At 68.0% G+C, this 17,984-nt stretch carries 20 protein-coding genes; 4 read left to right on the plus strand and 16 right to left on the minus strand.

Annotated features, from left to right (window positions below):
* Positions 1-27: 27 nt before the first annotated feature.
* From ADL15_RS47385 to ADL15_RS56750, 10 genes are all read right to left on the minus strand, one after another.
* Positions 28-441: a response regulator gene (locus ADL15_RS47385; protein WP_067706929.1), complete on the minus strand. Its 414-nt coding sequence runs from the start codon at positions 439-441 to the stop codon at positions 28-30.
* 923 nt (positions 442-1,364) lie between these two features.
* Positions 1,365-2,054 (minus strand): DUF4142 domain-containing protein, encoded by a 690-nt coding sequence (locus tag ADL15_RS47395; protein WP_338025641.1) that lies wholly within the window; start codon positions 2,052-2,054, stop codon positions 1,365-1,367.
* 122 nt (positions 2,055-2,176) lie between these two features.
* Entirely contained in the window at positions 2,177-2,710 is a 534-nt protein-coding gene (locus ADL15_RS47400) for a MarR family winged helix-turn-helix transcriptional regulator (RefSeq protein WP_067706935.1), read from the minus strand.
* A gap of 171 nt (positions 2,711-2,881) precedes the next feature.
* The gene (locus tag ADL15_RS47405) at positions 2,882-3,331 is read right to left on the minus strand and encodes an STAS domain-containing protein (protein ID WP_067706937.1); all 450 of its coding nucleotides are present in this window, start codon (positions 3,329-3,331) and stop codon (positions 2,882-2,884) included.
* Positions 3,332-3,436: 105 nt separating this feature from the next.
* The gene (locus ADL15_RS47410; protein ID WP_067706940.1) at positions 3,437-4,651 is read right to left on the minus strand and encodes a cation:proton antiporter; all 1,215 of its coding nucleotides are present in this window, start codon (positions 4,649-4,651) and stop codon (positions 3,437-3,439) included.
* Between the two features lie 106 nt (positions 4,652-4,757).
* A complete protein-coding gene (locus ADL15_RS47415) occupies positions 4,758-5,201 on the minus strand; it encodes a response regulator (RefSeq protein ID WP_067706943.1) in 444 nt (147 codons plus the stop codon).
* A gap of 373 nt (positions 5,202-5,574) precedes the next feature.
* The gene (locus ADL15_RS47420; RefSeq protein ID WP_067706945.1) at positions 5,575-6,267 is read right to left on the minus strand and encodes a response regulator; all 693 of its coding nucleotides are present in this window, start codon (positions 6,265-6,267) and stop codon (positions 5,575-5,577) included.
* Positions 6,264-7,631, minus strand: a complete 1,368-nt coding sequence (locus ADL15_RS47425; RefSeq protein WP_067706947.1) for a sensor histidine kinase — start codon at positions 7,629-7,631, stop codon at positions 6,264-6,266. The genes ADL15_RS47420 and ADL15_RS47425 overlap by 4 nt, the downstream gene beginning before the upstream one ends.
* Before the next feature lie 2 nt (positions 7,632-7,633).
* Complete coding sequence (locus ADL15_RS47430) at positions 7,634-9,616, minus strand: APC family permease (RefSeq protein ID WP_067706950.1); 1,983 nt, start codon at positions 9,614-9,616, stop codon at positions 7,634-7,636.
* A 278-nt stretch (positions 9,617-9,894) separates the two neighbouring features.
* On the minus strand, positions 9,895-10,023 hold the full coding sequence (locus tag ADL15_RS56750) for a hypothetical protein (RefSeq protein ID WP_269748442.1): 129 nt from the start codon (positions 10,021-10,023) through the stop codon (positions 9,895-9,897).
* A 327-nt stretch (positions 10,024-10,350) separates the two neighbouring features.
* On the opposite strand from ADL15_RS56750, the gene ADL15_RS47435 reads away from it, so the two are divergent.
* From ADL15_RS47435 to ADL15_RS47445, 3 genes are all read left to right on the plus strand, one after another.
* Entirely contained in the window at positions 10,351-11,979 is a 1,629-nt protein-coding gene (locus ADL15_RS47435; protein WP_067706952.1) for a methyl-accepting chemotaxis protein, read from the plus strand.
* 122 nt (positions 11,980-12,101) lie between these two features.
* Complete coding sequence (locus tag ADL15_RS47440; protein ID WP_232345044.1) at positions 12,102-12,347, plus strand: hypothetical protein; 246 nt, start codon at positions 12,102-12,104, stop codon at positions 12,345-12,347.
* Positions 12,344-12,865: a GAF domain-containing protein gene (locus ADL15_RS47445; RefSeq protein ID WP_067706958.1), complete on the plus strand. Its 522-nt coding sequence runs from the start codon at positions 12,344-12,346 to the stop codon at positions 12,863-12,865. Before ADL15_RS47440 ends, ADL15_RS47445 begins: the two co-directional genes overlap by 4 nt.
* Before the next feature lie 199 nt (positions 12,866-13,064).
* Here ADL15_RS47445 and ADL15_RS53750 read toward each other — a convergent pair whose 3' ends face one another.
* Together ADL15_RS53750 and ADL15_RS57285 are read right to left on the minus strand one after the other, a co-directional pair.
* Positions 13,065-13,238 carry a hypothetical protein gene (locus ADL15_RS53750; RefSeq protein WP_157442053.1) on the minus strand — a complete coding sequence of 58 codons (174 nt, stop codon included), beginning with the start codon at positions 13,236-13,238 and terminating at the stop codon, positions 13,065-13,067.
* A gap of 12 nt (positions 13,239-13,250) precedes the next feature.
* The gene (locus ADL15_RS57285; protein WP_394327001.1) at positions 13,251-13,400 is read right to left on the minus strand and encodes a hypothetical protein; all 150 of its coding nucleotides are present in this window, start codon (positions 13,398-13,400) and stop codon (positions 13,251-13,253) included.
* On the opposite strand from ADL15_RS57285, the gene ADL15_RS57290 reads away from it, so the two are divergent.
* A complete protein-coding gene (locus ADL15_RS57290; RefSeq protein ID WP_067706960.1) occupies positions 13,372-13,779 on the plus strand; it encodes a hypothetical protein in 408 nt (135 codons plus the stop codon). The two genes, ADL15_RS57285 and ADL15_RS57290, sit on opposite strands and share 29 nt — an antisense overlap.
* A 32-nt stretch (positions 13,780-13,811) precedes the next feature.
* Here ADL15_RS57290 and ADL15_RS47455 read toward each other — a convergent pair whose 3' ends face one another.
* The 4 genes from ADL15_RS47455 to ADL15_RS47470 form a co-directional block, all read right to left on the minus strand.
* On the minus strand, positions 13,812-14,849 hold the full coding sequence (locus tag ADL15_RS47455; RefSeq protein WP_067706963.1) for a PucR family transcriptional regulator: 1,038 nt from the start codon (positions 14,847-14,849) through the stop codon (positions 13,812-13,814).
* Positions 14,842-15,633: an ABC transporter permease subunit gene (locus ADL15_RS47460; RefSeq protein WP_232345046.1), complete on the minus strand. Its 792-nt coding sequence runs from the start codon at positions 15,631-15,633 to the stop codon at positions 14,842-14,844. The genes ADL15_RS47455 and ADL15_RS47460 overlap by 8 nt, the downstream gene beginning before the upstream one ends.
* Positions 15,608-16,537: an ABC transporter ATP-binding protein gene (locus ADL15_RS47465; RefSeq protein WP_067706964.1), complete on the minus strand. Its 930-nt coding sequence runs from the start codon at positions 16,535-16,537 to the stop codon at positions 15,608-15,610. Before ADL15_RS47465 ends, ADL15_RS47460 begins: the two co-directional genes overlap by 26 nt.
* A gap of 557 nt (positions 16,538-17,094) precedes the next feature.
* Positions 17,095-17,808, minus strand: a complete 714-nt coding sequence (locus ADL15_RS47470) for an MCP four helix bundle domain-containing protein (RefSeq protein WP_198171321.1) — start codon at positions 17,806-17,808, stop codon at positions 17,095-17,097.
* Positions 17,809-17,984 lie beyond the last annotated feature (176 nt).

Raw genomic sequence — 17,984 nt, forward strand, 5'->3', positions numbered from 1 at the left:
TACGCCGAGGTCTGTGGATGACGGCTGCTACGCCCGAGCCGGTTGCAGCGCCGCGCAATGAGCACCGGACCGGGAATGCTCATGCGGGCCGCGGATGGCGAGGCGTTCGACAGTGTCCACGATCTGTTCATTGCCGCAGGGCTTGAGCAGCACCCCGCACACCCCGGTCGTGGCCAACACCGGATCATCGGTAGCACTGAGGATCACCATCGGTGTACCGGCCGCGGTGCGGTGGCTCCGGACGGCACGGATCAGGCCAAGGCCGTCCATCCCGGGCATGACCAAGTCGGTCAGCACGACGTCCGGGCACGACGCATCGACCATCTCCAGCGCCGTGACACCGTCGGCGGCGGTAAACACCGTCAGTCCGGCGTGCCGGCAGACATGGACCAGGATGGCCGCCGTGTCCTCGTCGTCCTCGGCCAGGAGCAGAACTGTCATGACGCACTCCAGACAGCACGCGATAGGTCATCTCAGCATGCACCGACCACCAGCGCGACATACCGGTTTCGGGCACCAGCAATCGCCACGACCTCAGGTCCACCGGACACGCCCAACTGTCAGATCTAACCCGGCGACATGCGGCACACCGGCCGTCATCGACGAGCGGTCACTCGCCAAGCGGCTCCTGCCACCGCCGCCACTGCCAGGCAGGTGATCAGAACGCCCGGGAGGCCCCAGACGACCATCAGCACCGACAGGCCACCCCACATGAGCGAGACCATCACTGCCAGCAGTGTCAGCATGAGCCTCGTCAGTCTCCCCCGTCGCGGCCGGGCCGCCAGCGAAGGACTCTCGGCCACCAGCCGAGCAACGATCTCGTCGAACGCCTTGCGCGTATCCCTGGTCGCCAAATCTCGATCACCGCCTCCGCCATCGGTCCGCCGCATCGGCGGTTGCCTTCGACTCTTACCCGCAGCGATCGGCGTCACCGCCACGATTTCATGACACTCTCGTGACGGTCGGCCACACCTGGACCGTCGCAGAACTGTCATACGACTGCAGCACTTCTGTTGGAGAGTGCGGGCAGAGTTCCCCTGGCTGAACCCTCCCGCGTCCGTGCGCGGCACACCCCGGCCTGCCGCGCACGGACGCACCCCAGCCAAGCCCGGACCATCCCGGAACGGGGCCGCGACACCGAGCGCTCCCGGTGACCCGCACGGCCGGGTACGACTCGCCCGGCGGCTGTTCTCGACCCACCTGAGCCGGCACCCGATCCACCGACGGGCCGGCGCACTCGCCGCTACCCCCATGGCGCGCCGAAGAGTCAGCCCGTGCGGGTGAGCAAGACAGCGGGCCCGATGCCTGTTCGCATCGGGCCCGACGATCGAAACACATGCACTAGTACACTTAACAGTGCTGGCTCAGGCGCTCCGAAACCGGCCACGCAGCACCCGTAGGCCGGTGATCCCGCCGACACCGACCGCAAGCAGCACGACAATCCAGAGGGTCAGCATGCTGACCGGCGGAGCGATGCCGGTGTTGGCCTCCGCGATGGCCAGCCCCGAGGTGTCCTGCGCCGGCGGCAACGCGGCAGGAGGCAGCTTCTCGTACTGCACCATGCCCGTGCTCTCCAGCATCTGCATGTGGTTCATGACGAAGACATTCGCCTGGTCAGCGAGTTTGCGGACCACCGGGTTGCGGGTGGAGGCCCGGACCGCGCCGATCACCGGGAAGATCTTGCCGTGTGCCGCCCGTAGCCGCGTCACGAAGATCTGATCGAAGCGGGCGCCGGACGCGTTCTGCATCTCGGTCAACCACCCCTGCTGTTCGGCGGTCGGTGTCGACGGGATCGACGCACCCAGCTGATTCGCCGCGTCGACCACCAGCTGATCGAGCTGCACGTGCTGTTCGGCGATCATCGTGCCCACATTGCGGACCTTGTCGCCGCTCCCCCGGTCGGCAGCCATCTGACCGGCCGGGATCTCCCACAACCCGGCCTGGCGCACGCCGTTGAACAGCAGCATGTCCGCGGCATTGAGCTGGGTCGGCGAGATCGGCGCGGCCTGAGCCGGCGCCGGCATCATGAGCACGCCCGCCAGCAGCGCTGTCACCGCTGAACCAGCACGCCGGATCCGGTACGTACCCACCATCTCTACCTCCACGGGAGTGTGATCGACCAGGCTCACGCTGAAGTACGGCGCCACTCCCGAAAAGGTTCAACAGTGCATGCTTTTCATCTCGACAGATCTCTGGCGGAATCCTCGCCCGACGGCACCGCACTCGACCACTGCCGCCACCACTGTGCGTCCGGGACATCACCGGCCGCTTCGACGAGGGCGTTGACCACCGAGGCGAACGCCACCGGCCGGGTCAGGCTCACGTCGGCGACCAGATCGGCGAGCACCTGCCGGCGACGGCGCATCACATCACCGACCAGATCCTGTCCGGCCGACGTCAGGGTCACCCAGCTCGATCGGCGATCGGCCGGCCGCTCATGACGGGCGACCAAGCCTTTGCGCACCAAGCGGTCACACATGCGAGTAGCTGTCGACGGCGTCACATCGAGCTCCTCGGCCAGGTCGACAGCCCGCAACGACCCACGGCTGACCAGAAGGATCAAGGTTCGGAACTGAGGCAGAGTGACCTCTTCGTCGAGCGAGCCGAGCGCACGAGCAGAGATGCCGACCAAGACCCGGCTCAATGCCAGCAACGCATCCGTCACCTCCGCTTCACCCGGTTCCTGTTCGATCCGCGTCCCGTCGATCATCCGTTCACTCTGGCACAGGACCCGACCATCGTGGCGATCCGGACACGGCGGCATGCGCGCTGCGTCGCAAGCCCGCCCCGGGGCCACGATCGCCGTTGCACGGAGCCTCACCCTGGCCGCCTCAGCCTCCGGCAGCCTGCTCCGCTCGGTCACCGGATTCCGGTGGCGGACTCAGAACCCCTCGAATGCCAGAACCGAACGGCCGGGGCCCGGCAACGTGAAGGTCGTCGCCGGCCGCGAGACAGACGGTGCCCGAGACACGCCCGCAGTGACCGGTACGAGCGTCTCCGTGGCTCGCAGTTCACACAGCGCCGCCAGCAGCAGCGGTGAGGGCGCCGTGAAGCAGAGCTGCACCGCACGGCTGTTGGCACTGTCCTGGGCCGCGATCAGCACGCCCAGCCCACTGCGGTCGAGGTGTGCGGCCCGGGACAGATCGACGACGACACGTTGGTAGGAGCCGACCGCCCAGCTCAGGACGTCACGCATCACCGAGGCGGTGGACGCATCGATGCCACCGCGGACCGAGACGACGGCCACCCCGCCGTGTTCCTCGATCCTGACCGCATCCAGGCCTCGCGGGCCCGACCCTGCCACCGACACATTCGCCATCTGCTTCGACATGCTCGCCCTTCCCTTCGATGACCACGAGAATCTCCGGGCCAGATGGCGATGAGCACGCGGCTGCATGTCATTCTCTTGACAGAACGACCGCGGGCGCCAGGAAGGTCAGCGGGACCGGGCGGCCCGGACCCTGCGACGCACGACCCCATACCAGGCCGGGACCTCCGCTTGCTCATCGAAGGCACGCGCCACCACGACATCGGTCGAGGAGTGCAGCACGATCGACAGCACAATGGTCAGCGCGACCAGATGGAAGATCTCGTCAGCGGCGGTGATCCCGGACTCCAGAACCAGCAGTCCGTAGACCACGGAAGCGAAACCCTTCGGCCCGAACCACATCGCCGCCGCCTGCTCCCGCAGATCCAGACCGGATCGCAGGAACGAGAACCAGAGCGCGACCGGCCTGGCCACGAAGATCGCCAGGATCGCGAAGACCCACCCGGTCCAGGACACCTGCCCGAGGAAGCTCGGCGAGATCAGCGCACCGAACACCAGCAGCGCCGCCAATTTGAACAGCTCGGCGATGTTCTCGCCGAAATGCTCGAACGCGGCACGCTGGCGGGCTCCGAATGTCGCCACCGTGATACCGGCCGCAAACGCCGCCAGGAACAGGTTCGCATGCGTCGCCTGACCGACTCCCAGCACGAGCAGGCCGATCGCCAGACCGTTGAGCGGTTCATACGCGGCCGAGGCGGAGAAGAACCGGCTGCGCTCCAGCAGAATCGCGGCGACCGGGATGACCACGCCGATCGCCAGGCCGAGCGACACCTCCACCGCCAGTTCACCCAGATGCAAGTCGTCGGAGCCGGCCGCCACCGCCAGGAAGACGATCACGAACGGCAATGCCAGCCCGTCGTTGACCCCGGACTCAACGTTCAGCAGATGCCGCAGCCGGGCCGGGACCTTGTCGTTGCCGACGAGCGCCGAGGCGAACACCGGATCAGTCGGCGCCAGGATCGCACCGATCAACAGGGACTCCGCCCAGCCGAGACCGGCGACGTAGTGCGCGGCGACCGCGGTCACCAGCAGGGTCAGCGGCAGTCCCCAGCCCAGAGCCCGGCCGGGCAGCCGCCACGCCGATCGCAGATCGGCCCAGCCGACCTTCATCCCGTCGGTGAACAACACCGCGAACAGGGCCAGCTCGGCAAGCGTGGAGACGATCTCGGAGTCGGCGTGCACATCCAGCACGCCCGTGGTTCCCTCGCCGAGCACCACACCGACGGCCAGGAACAACACCGCGGTGGACAGGATGGTGCGTTTGGCGAGCGCGGACACCAACACCGCCAGCAGCAGAGCTGCGGCAAAAACCAGAAGAAGCACAGAATCTCCGGTACGTGGGAACGGTCTATCGACTGCCGACCAGACTTCCCGGCGCACCTGCCGATCAGCCTACCCGACCCGGCTCATCCATGATCGCCTCGACCGGTCACGCCCCACACGACGTGCGCACGAACTGGAATCCGAGACCGTCGAGAGACCTGACTATCAGCGCCAGCCGGTCGAAGTCGACCGGTTTCACGACGTAGCCCTGCACCGGCAGGAACTGCGCACGCACGATCTGCTCCGCCGCCGGCGAGTCGACCAACAGGATCACCGGGATCGCCACGGTGATCGGATCGGCCCGCAGCCGCTCCAGCAGGACGCGGCCGTTGCGGCCGGGCAGGTTCAGATCGAGCAGTACGAGGTCGGGAACGGCGGGACGAATGAACGGCGCGGTTCCCATCAGATATGCGAGCGCGGTTGTCACGTCGTGGGCAACCTGAACCTTGTTGACGACTTTGTGAATCCCGAGATCGTCGCTCAACAACAACGCATCGGCAGGGTCGTCCTGGACCAGCAAGATCTCGATCCGCCCAGCGCTGTCGGCCATCACTCCCCCGTCCACGAAAACATGCACCCTGCATGGGCCAGTGACGTTAGTCCGCCCGACGCTCTCCTTCGCACGCCGAAGACGAGACGACAACCCAGCGCATCAACGCCCTGAACTGCAAGGACACCGCCACCCAGGACGACCTCGAACGCCCGCTGGAGCCAAGAGATGTCACACGACTGTCACACTGCGCGCCCCGGTAGGTGGAGCGGAGCAACGCCATGACGCGACACCACCTTGCGCACGAGCCGCACCGATGCTCCCGGCCCGCTCCGGATGGGAGCCAAGGGAGCGCAGGTATGCCGGGCGGCACCAGACCCTCGGTGCCTGCGATCGCAGGCACCGAACGGAAGTACTAGATGTATTTATCTGATCATATTGGATCGTGGTCGGGCGTGAAGCGGTAGCCGATGCCGGGTTCGGTGATGAGGTAGCGGGGCCGGGCGGGGTCGGGTTCGAGTTTGTGACGCAGGTTCGCCAGGTGGACGCGTAAGTAGTTGGTCTCGGTGTCGTATCCAGGTCCCCACACCTGGTGCAGCAACTGTTTCTGGGTGACCAACCGTCCCGGCTCCCGGACCAGGATTTCCAGCAGATGCCATTCCGTCGGGGTCAGCCGGACGTCGCCGGCCACCGTGGTGACGCGTTTGGCGGAAAGGTCGACGGTGAACGCAGCGGTCCGCACGATCGGCGCCGCCTCACTGCCGGGGGTCGCTCGGCGTAGTGCGGCCCGCATCCTGGCGAGCAGTTCGGGCATGCCGAAGGGTTTGATGACGTAGTCGTCGGCACCGGCGTCGAGGGCGTCTACCTTTGCGGGTTCGTGGTGCCGGGCGGAGAGCACGATGATCGGGGCGGATGACCAGCCGCGCAGGGCGTCGATGACGGCTACGCCGTCGAGGTCAGGCAGGCCGAGGTCGAGAATGACAAGGTCGGGTGGGGTACGGCCGGCGAGGGTGAGAGCGGTGGTGGCGTCCGGGGCGGTGGCGACCTGGTAGCCGCTGACGGTCAGGGTGATCCGCAGTGCCCGGACGAGTTGCGGGTCGTCGTCGACGATAAGGACTCGGGTCACGGCATGCTCCGGGGCAGGGTGACGATCATGGTGAGGCCTCCGCCGGGGGTGTCGTGCGGGGTGAGGGTGGCGCCGATGGCGTCGGTGAAGCCCCGGGCGATGGCCAGGCCGAGGCCGAGACCGCCGTGACCGCGATCGTGCAGGCGCTGAAACGGGACGAAGATGCGCTCCTGGTCGGCAACGGGTACGCCAGGGCCGTGGTCGATCACCCGCAGGCGCACGTGACCGTCGACAGCGGCCGCGTCGATGTGGATGCGCTGCTGGGCCGGGCTGGCCGTGCAGGCGTTGGCGATCAGGTTCGCGAGGATGCGTTCCAGCAGGCCCGGGTCGGTGTGCACGAGCGGCAGCCGGTCGGACACGTCGAGCTCGACACGGCTGCCGCTGTCAGGCTGATGCAACAGGGCCTGCGCGACGACGGCGTCCAGCGCGACGGATTCCAGATGGACGCTGAGCATGCCGGCTTGCAGGCGGCTCATCGACAGCAGATTCTCCACGAGCGCATCGAGCCGGTCGCTGCATTCCTCGATGGTGGCCAGCAGTTCGGCCCGGGCGTCCGACGGCAGGTCCAGGTCGGGTTGGCGCAGGCTGGACACGGCGGCCTTGACGCCTGCCAGTGGTGTGCGCAGGTCGTGCCCGACGGCGGCGAGCAGCGCGGCCCGGACGCGGTCGATCTCCGCCAGTTCGCGGGCCCGGGCCGCTTGGTCGGCCAGGCGTTGCGCTTCCAGGGTGCGGGCGGCGGCACCGGCGAGCCGGGCCAGCGTCTGCCGATCCTCACCGAGCAGGTCTGGTCCCCAGGCGGCCAGGCGTAGCCCGTCACCGGCCGGTGCGGACAGCGCGGGCCGGCCCGGCGGGGGTGAGCCGACGGCGGCCACCGGGTGTTCGCCGGTGGGGCTGCTCTCCAGCAACGCGACGGCGGTCATGCCGAACGTGTCGCGGACCTGGGTCAGCAGCCGGGTCAGCGACTGCCCGGCCACCGGTTCGGCGGTGGCCTGGGCCAGCAGCGCGGCTTCGGCGTCGCGGCGGACGGCGCGGGCGCGCTGGCGGGCGGCCACCTCGACGGCGGCGGCAACCGCAGCGGCCACGAGGATGTAGACGGCCAGGACGATGCCGTGGTCGCGGGTCTCCACCACAAACGTGTGGTACGGCGGGATGAAGAAGAAGTTGACCAGCAGGTCGGCGCCGGCGACCGCGGCCAGCGCCGGCCACGGCCCGCCCACCGCCGCGGCGGCCACCACCGGGATCAGGTAGAGCAGCGTGATCCCGGCCAGGGACACCGTGTCACGGTGCGGGGCCAGCAACAGCGTGCACGCGGAAAGCCCGGCGCCGCCGACGGCTGCGCCGAGCCAGTTCCTGCGCGGCCCCATACTCACTGTTCCGTTATACGGCCACCCACCCCGGCCGGTTCCGGCGCCGCCGGTGGCGGCTGCGACACTCGTTCATCGGCGCGGCTGGAGGTCAGCTGCCACGGCACGCTGGTGACCATGACACCGCGCTGGAACAGCAGCCGGGCCTTGAGGCGCAGGGCGCTCTGGTTGTGCAGCAGGTGTTCCCACCAGTGCCCGACCACGTACTCCGGCAGGTAGATCACCACCAGGTCCCGGGGATGCCGGCGGCGCAGGTCCGCGACGTAGTCCAGCACCGGGCCGGTGATGTCCCGGTAGGGGGCCTCCAGCTCGGTCAGGGTGACCGGGATGCCTCGGTCGGCCCACGCGGCGTGCAACCCGCGGACGTCCTCGGGGCTACCGGCGACGGTCAGCGCGGTCAGCGTGTCCGGCCGGGTGGCCCGGGCATAGGCCAGGGCCCGCAGCGTCGGCTTGTGCAGCCGCGAGACCAGCACCACGGCATGGATCCGCGAGGGCAGCACCATACCGCCGGGCTCCGGCTCCAGCTCGACGCCGATTCGCCGGTAGTGCCGCTCGATCGCCTTCATCAGAGCGAAGATCGAGGGCATGGCGATCACCACCAGGTAGGCACCGTGGGTGAACTTCGTGATCAGTACGACCACGAGGACCACCCCGGTCAGCGCCGCGCCCACCCCGTTGATCAGCCGGGAGCGGTGCAGCCGCCGCCGGCCGGCCGGGTCGTGGGTCACCTGCAGGGCGGCGGTCCAGTGCCGGACCATGCCGGACTGGCTGAGCGTGAACGACACGAACACACCGATGATGTACAGCTGGATCAGCCGGCTGGTGGAGGCGTCGAATACCCAGATCAGCAACCCGGCCAGGGCGGCCAGGATGATGACACCGTTGCTGAAGACGAGGCGGTCGCCGCGGCGGGCGAACTGTTTGGGCAGGTAGCCGTCGTGGCCCAGGATCGAGGCCAGGATCGGGAAGCCGCTGAACGCGGTGTTCGCCGCCAGGATCAGAATCGCCGCGGTGAAGGCCTGCACCGTCAGGAACCCGGCCGTGCCGTACCCGAACACCGCGCCGGCGATCTGCGCGATCGCGGTGCGCTGCTCGTATCCGGCCGGGGCGCCGATGAGCTGGGCGGGATCGTCGGCCACCCGCACGTGTGCGATCAACGCGAGCGCGGTGATCCCGGCGAACATCGCGATCGTGATCCCACCCATGATGGTGATCGTGTTCGCGGCATTGCGGCTCTTGGGCGCCTTGAAGTTCGGCACCCCGTTGCTGACCGCCTCCACCCCGGTCAACGCCGTACAGCCCTGGGAGAACGCCCGCAACGCCAGCAGCAGCACCGCCACCCCGGCCGCGCTGTGCACCGGCGCGATCCCGAACGACGCGGACTCGGCCTGCGGCACCTGCCCGGACACCGAACGCCACAACCCCCAGACGATCATCAGGAACACCACTACGATGAACCCGTACGTGGGGATCGCGAACACCGTCCCGGACTCCTTGGTCCCGCGCAGGTTCATCAGCGTCAGCACCGCAACGAAGAGCAGGCAGATCAGCACCGCAGCGGGTTTCAACTCCAGGAACGCCGAGGTGATCGCGTCCACCCCGGCGGCCACCGACACCGCCACGGTCAGCACGTAGTCGACCATCAGCGCGCTCGCCGCCACCAGGGCGGCGTTCCGGCCCAGGTTCGCGCGGCTGACCGTGTACGCCCCGCCCCCGGCCGGATACGCGTGACAGGTCTGCCGGTAGGACGCCACCACCGCGGCCAGCAGCACCGCCACCGACGCGGCGATCCACGGCGTGAGCAACAGCAGCGCCAGCCCGCCCAGGCTCAACGCGCGCAGGATCTCCTCGGTGGCGTACGCATTCGACGACAACGGATCCGAGCAGAACACCGGCAACGCCAGCTTCTTCGGCAGCAAGGTCTCGCCCAGCCGCTCACTTCGCAGCGGCCGGCCCACCAACAGCCGCTTAGCCCACGTGAACATGCCGCCAGCCAACCGCCCGCCGGGCGTCCCACCGCAGATCTTGACGCCGTCTTGACGCCGGCCCACCTGACCTTGACGCGTTCTTGGCGGCCCCGGCCCACCTGGGCACGGCCAGGGCCGGGTTTCCGTCGCCGGTCTCGGCGCGCGGGTTCAGATCGAGGATCTTGTCGCCGTAGCAACGGCTGGCCGAGGGATATCCAGCCGTGCCGGCGTGGATGATCTCCGGCTGCCCGTCGGAGGTGTTGTCCAACAGACCCTGCAGCAGATGCACGGGGCTCTCACACTCCGCAGATGTACAAATCCGCGTTGCCCGGGTACGTCATGGCCGCTGCCGCCGTCTCCAGCTGCTCGCGCAGCAGTCCGGTCGTCGCAGCGGCGTCGGCCGGCTTTCGGCGCAGTCCGGTCATCCTCCGCTCACGCCAGCCGCAACGTCCCGGCACCTGTCCAGCCGGTCAGATCCCGCTGTGTCACGTCGCGACGGCGGTGGCTATCACGCCCAGACCGACAGTGTGCTGAAACCGGGATCCCGCATTGCAAGGTCGACAACTACCAATGCGTCGCCGGAGCCAAGCCCCGGCGTCTGAGCGGCGGACCTTTTCCACGTCCCCAGGTAGGGCTCAGCGAAACCACCTCGCAACCGATCGGGACTAATGCGGACGGCGCGACGCTGACCGTGACGGCCTCCGGCTCCGCCCCGGATCGCTGCCCTGGGACGTCACGAGATGAGAACCATCATGAGCACGGATACTGCTACCGCCCCTGCCGGCCCGCGCAGCGGGCTTTCCTTCGCCAACCTCAGTATCAAGACCAAGATCCTCGGCGTTATCGCGATTGCCGTCCTGGTCGCGGTGATCGTCGGCATAGTGGGCCTGACAGCGCTACGCACAGCAAGCGATTCCGCAGACCTCCTGTACCGCAGCAACGTGGCCAGCCTCAAAGGCATCGGAAGCATCGAGGCAACGACCCGGCAGGCCCGGCTCGATGTCGGCAACCAGGCGATCTCCCAGGACACCGCGACCGTCGAGAAATACACACAGGCCTTCACCGCCGACCTCGACGCCTACGACGAGGCCCTGGCCAACTACCAAGCCAGCGAGCCGACCGGAGATCCCGCGGTGGTCGCCGACCTGCAAACGCAATGGCAGGCCTGGGTCACCCTCGTCAAGACCAAGTTCCTCGCCCTGGGCATCGCCAACGATATGGCCGGATGGCAGAAAGTGCGCGACACCGAGGCGGCGCCGCTGCTGGCGAAGATCAAGCAGGACCTCGACGCGCTGTCGGCCGCCGAGTCCGCCGATGCCGCTAAGAACGCCGCGGCGGCGCGTTCCAGCTACACCACCAGCCGCCTCACCTCGATCATCGTGCTCGTTGCCGGCTGCCTGATCGCGCTGGCTGCCGGGACCTGGGTGGCCGCGATGATCGTCCGGTCACTGACCAAGGTCAAAGAAGTGTGCCTGGCCCTCGCCCAAGGAGATCTGACCCGCTCCACCGGCCTGCAGTCGCGCGACGAGCCGGGCCAGATGGGTCGCGCTCTGGACTCCGCGCTCGCCACCCTGCGCGACACGGTCACCACGATCGGCGGGTCGGCGGTGACGCTGGCCAGCGCGTCCGAGGAGCTGTCCGCGGTCAGCGCCCAGCTGCAGTCCGGCGCGGCCGAGGCCGCGGAGCGCGCCAACTCGGCGACCGTCGCCTCGGAACAGGTCAACGCCGGTGTCCAGTCGATCGCCGCGGGCGCCGAGCAGATGAGCGCGTCGATCACCGAGATCGCCTCCAGCGCCGGTCAGGCAGCCGAGGTCGCGCAGAAAGGCATGGCGGTCGCCGAACGCACCAACTCCCAGGTCGCCGAACTCGGCTCGGCCAGCGCCGAGATCGGCGACGTGGTCCGGCTGATCACCACCATCGCCGAGCAGACGAACCTGCTCGCGCTCAACGCCACCATCGAAGCCGCCCGCGCCGGTGAACTCGGCAAGGGCTTCGCGGTCGTCGCCGGCGAGGTCAAGGACCTGGCGCAGCAGACCGCCAAGGCCACCGACGAGATCACCGCCCGGATCAGCGCCCTGCAACAGTCCAGCGGTACCGCCACCCAGGCCATCGGGGAGATCACCGACGTCATCGGCCGCATCGGTGACTACACCACCACCATCGCCTCGGCCGTGGAGGAACAGACCGCGACCACCGCCGAGATGAGCCGCTCGGTCGCCGAAGCGGCCACCAACTCCGGCGATGTCGCCCGCACCGTCTCCGGTGTGGCCGAGGTCGCCAACGCCACCGCCGAAGGCGCCAAGGCCACCCAGCAGGCGGCCGGTGACCTCACCCGGCTCGCCAGCGACCTGACCAACCTCGTCGGTGGTTTCCGCCACTGACATCCCTCACCCGCAGACCATCAGCTGCCCAGCACGTCCTGCTGGCGGCAGCATCTACCCAGGGAGATCACGTGACCCCGCCGCATTCAGACGGCAGCGCGTACGGGATGCGGCGGCCCACCATGTCCGACGCACGCGACGCCATGCATCGCGTCCACGGCTACAGCGGACGTTCCGCGTGGGAACGGCTGCTGGCCGCTGCCTCCTTGACTGGCAACGAAAGCGACGAGCCCACCCTGCAGCGGCTGCTGGAAGCCATGACCACCCTGGACCCGGTCAGCAGATTGTGTGCCCTGGCACTGCGGATCCGTCTCACCTCACACACCCACCTCGCCGCCGCCCAGCTCGCCACCCGGAGCGCCACATGAACCTGAAGACCAACACCGACCTGTTCAGCCGACTCGGCGAACCCGCCCGGATGCAGCGTCTCGCCGGCTACGACCTGTTCGACACCGGCATGCACCGGCAACTCGACCGCATCGCCGCCCGCAGCGCCGCCCGGCTGCAGGCGCCGGTCTCCATGGTTTCCATCCTGCTCGACAGCGCACAGTTCATCATCGGCCACCACGGCTTGCCCGACACCGCCGCGCAACTGCAAGGAACCCCCGCAGAATGGGCGCTGTGCACCCGCACCGTCCTCGCCGGCAGCCCGTACTGCCTCACGAACAGCGACACCGATCCGCAGCACGCCGACAACCCGATCATGGCCATCACCGGCCTGCGTAGCTACGCCGGTGTACCGCTACGCGACGACACCGGGCAGATCCTCGGCGCCCACTGTGTCCTCGACGCCGCGCCACGTCGCTTCACGGAGCTCGATGTCGCGATGCTGTCCGAAGCCGCTGTCGACACCATGCGCATCCTGGAGCAGTACCGAGTCTCCTAGCCGGTCGAGCCGACCGGCGACCGCAACACACAGCGGCCACCCGCGTGTCGGCCACGACGAACGACCTTCCCAGCCGAGGCGATGCCCATCCGTCGCCAGAGGCGAGTACTGGCCCGGCACATCCGATCCCAGGAGCGACATGAAAGATCACCCTGCACCGTCAGCGGAAGCTGAGGCGACACAACATCTGGTCACTCTCCTACTGCACGTTGCCATGCAGGCCTCCCACGCGCTTGATCAACTCCACCGGCTCGCTCAGCACCCGCCGGACCACGATCCCACCGCTTTGCACCAGGTCGCGGACGCCATCACCACCCTTTCTCGAGCGCGATCGGACCTGATCCAGGACGCGGACCTCCTCGTTCTCAACCATCTCCGCACCTGATCAAACCGACCACCACCATCTACCGCCCAAGAACCTCCCAAAATCGGCGCCTGCCGCGGTACGCATCCTGGGCTGCCCGAGCTTGGCGACTGCGCTGCCGCTCAGATGTAGCCGTTGCGCGATGGCGGCGTTCGAACGGCCCTGTGCCATGAGGGCAAGTACCGCCTGTTCTCGGACGGTAAACCCGCCGCCGGACGGGATCGGTGTTGCCGGTACCGAGCATCTTCGCGATGACCTGTGGTTCCATCACCGTGCCGCCGGGCGCGACCCTCCGTACGGCGTCGACGAACTGCTCGCCGTTGATCACCCGGTCCTTGAGCAGATACCCGACCGCGCCGGTGCCGTCGGCGAGCAGCTCACGGGCGTACAACTGCTCGATGTACTGCGACAGCACCAGTTCCGGCAGATGGGGCGGGCGGCGTCGGGTGGCGAGCGCGGCCCGCCGTACCTCGTCGGTGACGGTCGGCGGCAACCGGACATCGACGATCGCGACGTCGGGCCGATACCGGCCGAGAGCCTCCTGCAGTGACGGGCCGTCGGCGACGGCCCCGGTTGTCGCAGCTACGGAGTCGGCCAGTTCAGCAGGCGTGCGCCGAGGACAGCGGCCTGCAGGGTGAACCGTTGGGTGGGTTCGCCAGGGTGGTAACCGGTCAGGTCGCGGATGCGGTCGAGGCGGTAGGTGACTGCCCGGACCGACAGGTGCATCTGGCGTGCTGTCGCGGTGTAGTTGCCTTGGTTGTCGAAGAGCACGCTGAGCACGTCCAGGTAGGAGCCCGGACCGCCGCGGGCCGTGACCAGCGGCCCGAGCACCGTGGTGACCAGGTCGACGATGGCCTCGCGGTCGCGCAGCAGCACCGGGAAGACGAGCAGGTCGGCGGCATTGAGCAATGGGCTGGTGAAGTGGAGTTTGGCGGCGTGGTCCAGGGCGTTGCGTGCTTCCTCCAGCGAGGTGGTCAGCCCTGACAGGCCGGGGTGCGGGCGGCCGACGGCGACCTGCCAGCATCCGGTGCCGAGTTCGCCGAGCAACAGGTGGGCGAGTTCGGCGTCGATACCTCGCAGGCCACCGGCGCTGACGCAGACCAGTTCGCCGTCGCGCAGGGCGGTGAGGGTGTTGCCTGCGCCGAACCGGGCAGCGAGAGCGGTGTCGATGCGTCGCGTGATCTCCGGGGTGATTCCCGAGCCACGGCCCACCAGAACGGTGTGTGCCGCGGAGAGCCGGATGCCGTATCGGTTCGCGCGTTCGGCAAGCCGGCCGGGATCGACCCGGCCGGTGAACAGGTCGTTGATGAAGGTGAGGCGCTCACTGCCGTGCCGGTCGAGTTCGGCCCGGGCCTGCCCCGCATGGCCGTCCAGCAGACTGGCAAGAATTTCTCGTACGGACTCCAGCAGGGCCAAGGCGTCCGAGCCGGAATCAGAACCCGTGGCCTGCCAATGCGTGGCGGCCACCTGCAGCATGGTGTCGACCAGTGCACGCAGCTCCAGACCGGCGTCGGCTGCCCGAGCTCCCGCTTTGGCTGCCGCCTGCCGCCGGTCTCCGGCGGCGACCCGCAGCAGCGCCGCGCATTCGCCGGCCAGCGGGAACGGGTCCGGCTCAGACACCGACGTCGCGCCGGTCGAACAGGATCACTCCGGCTATCGTCGTCAGCACACCGATCGCCACCAGAGTCAGTAGCTGTGCCGGGTGCCAGCCGGTGTGCAGCGGGTCGGTCCCGATGAAGTAGTAGAACGGCGACAGCCAGCGCAGCCAGTGCCATCCCCCGGTCATTGCGCTGATCACGTGTGCCATGTAGGTGGCCACGGCGAGGGCTCCGGTAACGGCCAGAACCGTCGCGCGCCGCCCGCTGATCGCGCCCACCAGGAACGCGATACCGCCGAAGCACCAGGTCAAAGCAATCAGGCCGGTCGAGGCCGCAGCCACCTTCGCCAGCGCGATGTCCATGCCGCTACCAGGTACGACGAACAGCAGCACGATGCCGGGCAGGGCCGCGACGCCGGTGGCGACCGCACCGGCCGCGGCTAGGCGCTGCCAGGCGAAGCGGATCCGCGACACCGGAACGGTCAGCAACAGTTCCATCCCGCCGTCCTCCTCCGGCCGCGGAATGGTACGCGCCATCAGCGTGATCGTGCAGACCAGCGTCAGCAGCGGCCCCAGCAGGCTGAAGATGCTCGCCTGCAGGTAGCCGGCGGGCGAAACCATGTCAGCCACGCCGAGAAAGTCCAGCATGCCCTTCGGCAGGGCCTGCTGCTTGAGTTCCGCAGCCCCTTTGAACTGCTTGTAGAAGCCGCCGTAGATCAGCGTGAACAGCGTGACGCCGACGGCCCAGCCGAGCACCGCGCGACGGTCGTCGCGCCAGCTCTTACGCACCAGCGGAGGCAACAGCATCGCCGGCTCCTTCCGCGTGGTAGTAGAACGACAGGAACGTCTCTTCCAGGTCCGGCTCGGTGGAGAGCAGATCGATGACCTCGTGCCGGGCCGCGGCTTTGATCAGCGGATCGAGGCGGCCGTCGGCGGTGCACTTGAGAACCGGTCCGGAGACCGTCACATCGGTGATACCGGGCAGCACACGGAACTCTTCAGGATCGACCGGATCGGCGAAATGGATCTCCACGGTGCGCACCGCACGCCGGCCCAGCGACTCGACCCGCTCCACCGCGGCGAGGCGTCCGTCACGGACGATGGCGACCCGGTCGGCGACCTGCTGAACTTCGGCGAGCACGTGCGAGGACATGAAGACGGTCTGTCCGGCGGCTCGTGCCTCGCGGACCATGGCCAGGAACTCCTGCTGCATCAGCGGGTCCAAGCCGCTGGTGGGCTCATCCAGCACCAGCAGCGCCGGCTGGTGCATGAACGCCTGGACCAGGCCGACCTTCTGTTTGTTGCCCTTACTCATGGCCCGGACCGGTCGAGACAGGTCCAGGTCGAGCCGAGCGGCCAAGTCGGTGACGTACGACCACGACACGCCGCCGCGCGCGTCGCCGAGGAAGCGCAGCAGGTCGCCGGCGTGTTCGCGCCCCGGGAAGGCCAGTTCGCCGGGAAGGTAACCGATCCGGCGATGCAGCCGGGCCTTGTCGCGGCGCGGGTCCAGACCCAGCACGGTGGCGTGGCCGCGTGTCGGGCGCAGGAAGTCCAGTAACAGCCGGATGGTGGTGGTCTTCCCGGCACCGTTCGGGCCCAGGAAACCCATGATCTCTCCGGCGCTGACCTCGAGGTGAAGTCCTTCGATGCCGCGATGAGTGCCGTAGAACTTGGTGAGGTCCTCGGCTAGCACGGCGAGGTCTGTGGTCATATCGTCATCCTGATCGCCGTCGTGGCACAGTTCCAGGTCCGCGCCCGGACGACATCGGCCGTCCAACGTTGCTGGGATCCGGCAACACGTCCGTCGTCGCGGCTGCGGCCTACGACGAGCAAGCCGACCCAATATCGCTTCTCACCAGCAGATCCAGGCGCCCGGCACCTGGCGCTTCGCCCCCGCCGGATAGCGCCGCGACGGCTCGGTTCACCTGCCCGGTGCGGTGGACGATCACCAATGAGACGGCCAGCGTGTCAACAGTACCGACTACACGCCGGCAACGTGCTTATGATTTTCGGCGACCTGGTGCGACGCGAAAGGGTCGCTGCCTGAGTTTGTGCGGCGCGTTTGCTGAGCTGGTCGAGAGCGTGAGACTCCTGCATGCTGCTGCGCAGCAGCGACATCACTAGATCCCGCACCGGCTTGGTCGGTTGCGGCTGCATCAGACGCCGCGGCCCACCTGCCGGCTCGTCGCACGGCTGCAACCCGTTACTGCGGGTCTACATCGGCGCGGAACAACGCGTCCCACGCCTCTTCACACGGCTCGACGATCATCACCGCGACCCAATTCCCCGGGCTACGGCAAGCAGGCACCCGACCACGAGCGCGAACACCAACACGAGCACGAGCACGAGCATCCATGTCAGACGGCTGGACTCGTAGCCCGAGCGTGCGGCCGCGGCGCTGCGTTCGGCGTCGGCTGATTCCGCGGCACTGAGCGCCTCAAGAGTCTCGTCGATCTTGTTCATCAATGGTGCAGCCTCGGCATCGCGGACCTCTTGCCATCTGGCCATGTCATTGACCGCGACGAGGGCCATCAGCTTCACCTGGACGAGCTCGACCCAGGCCCGCCACTGGCTCTGCAGATCAGCAACCATGGCTGGATCACTTACCGGCATGCTGGCCTGGTAGGTGGTCACCGCCACATCGAAAGCAGCCAGATCCGCGGTGAAGGAGTCAGCATAATTCGCGATAGTCGCCGCATCCTGCGAGATCGCCTGATGGGAGACATCGAGGTGGGCTTGCCGGGCCGTCGCCTCAAGCTGACCTATCGCCTGGATGCTCGCCACGTTGCTGGCGTACATCTTCCCCGCGGAAGCGCCGGCCGTGCTCATGGCGCACAAGCCCACCACGCCCACTATCGCAGCGACCATGACCGCGACACCGATACCAGCAAGAATCTTCACTGTGACGCTGAGGTCCGCGAACGACCATCTGCCATCGGCGCCTGAGGCGGCCACTTCGGTGCCAGCAGCTCGGGTAACCATCGCGGTTCTCATCTCGTACCGTGCCAAGGCAGCAACCAGCCGAAAACCGGACACTGTCACGGTCAGCGCTCGACCGTCCGTACCCCTCCGATCGGCTTGCATCCAGCTTCACTGAGCCCTCTTGAACCACTCCGCCGCAATACGAGCAGTCAAGTTGTCGCCATTCAGGCGCTGCG

Source organism: Actinoplanes awajinensis subsp. mycoplanecinus (genome assembly GCF_001509495.1).
Classification (GTDB): Bacteria; Actinomycetota; Actinomycetes; order Mycobacteriales; family Micromonosporaceae; genus Actinoplanes; species Actinoplanes palleronii.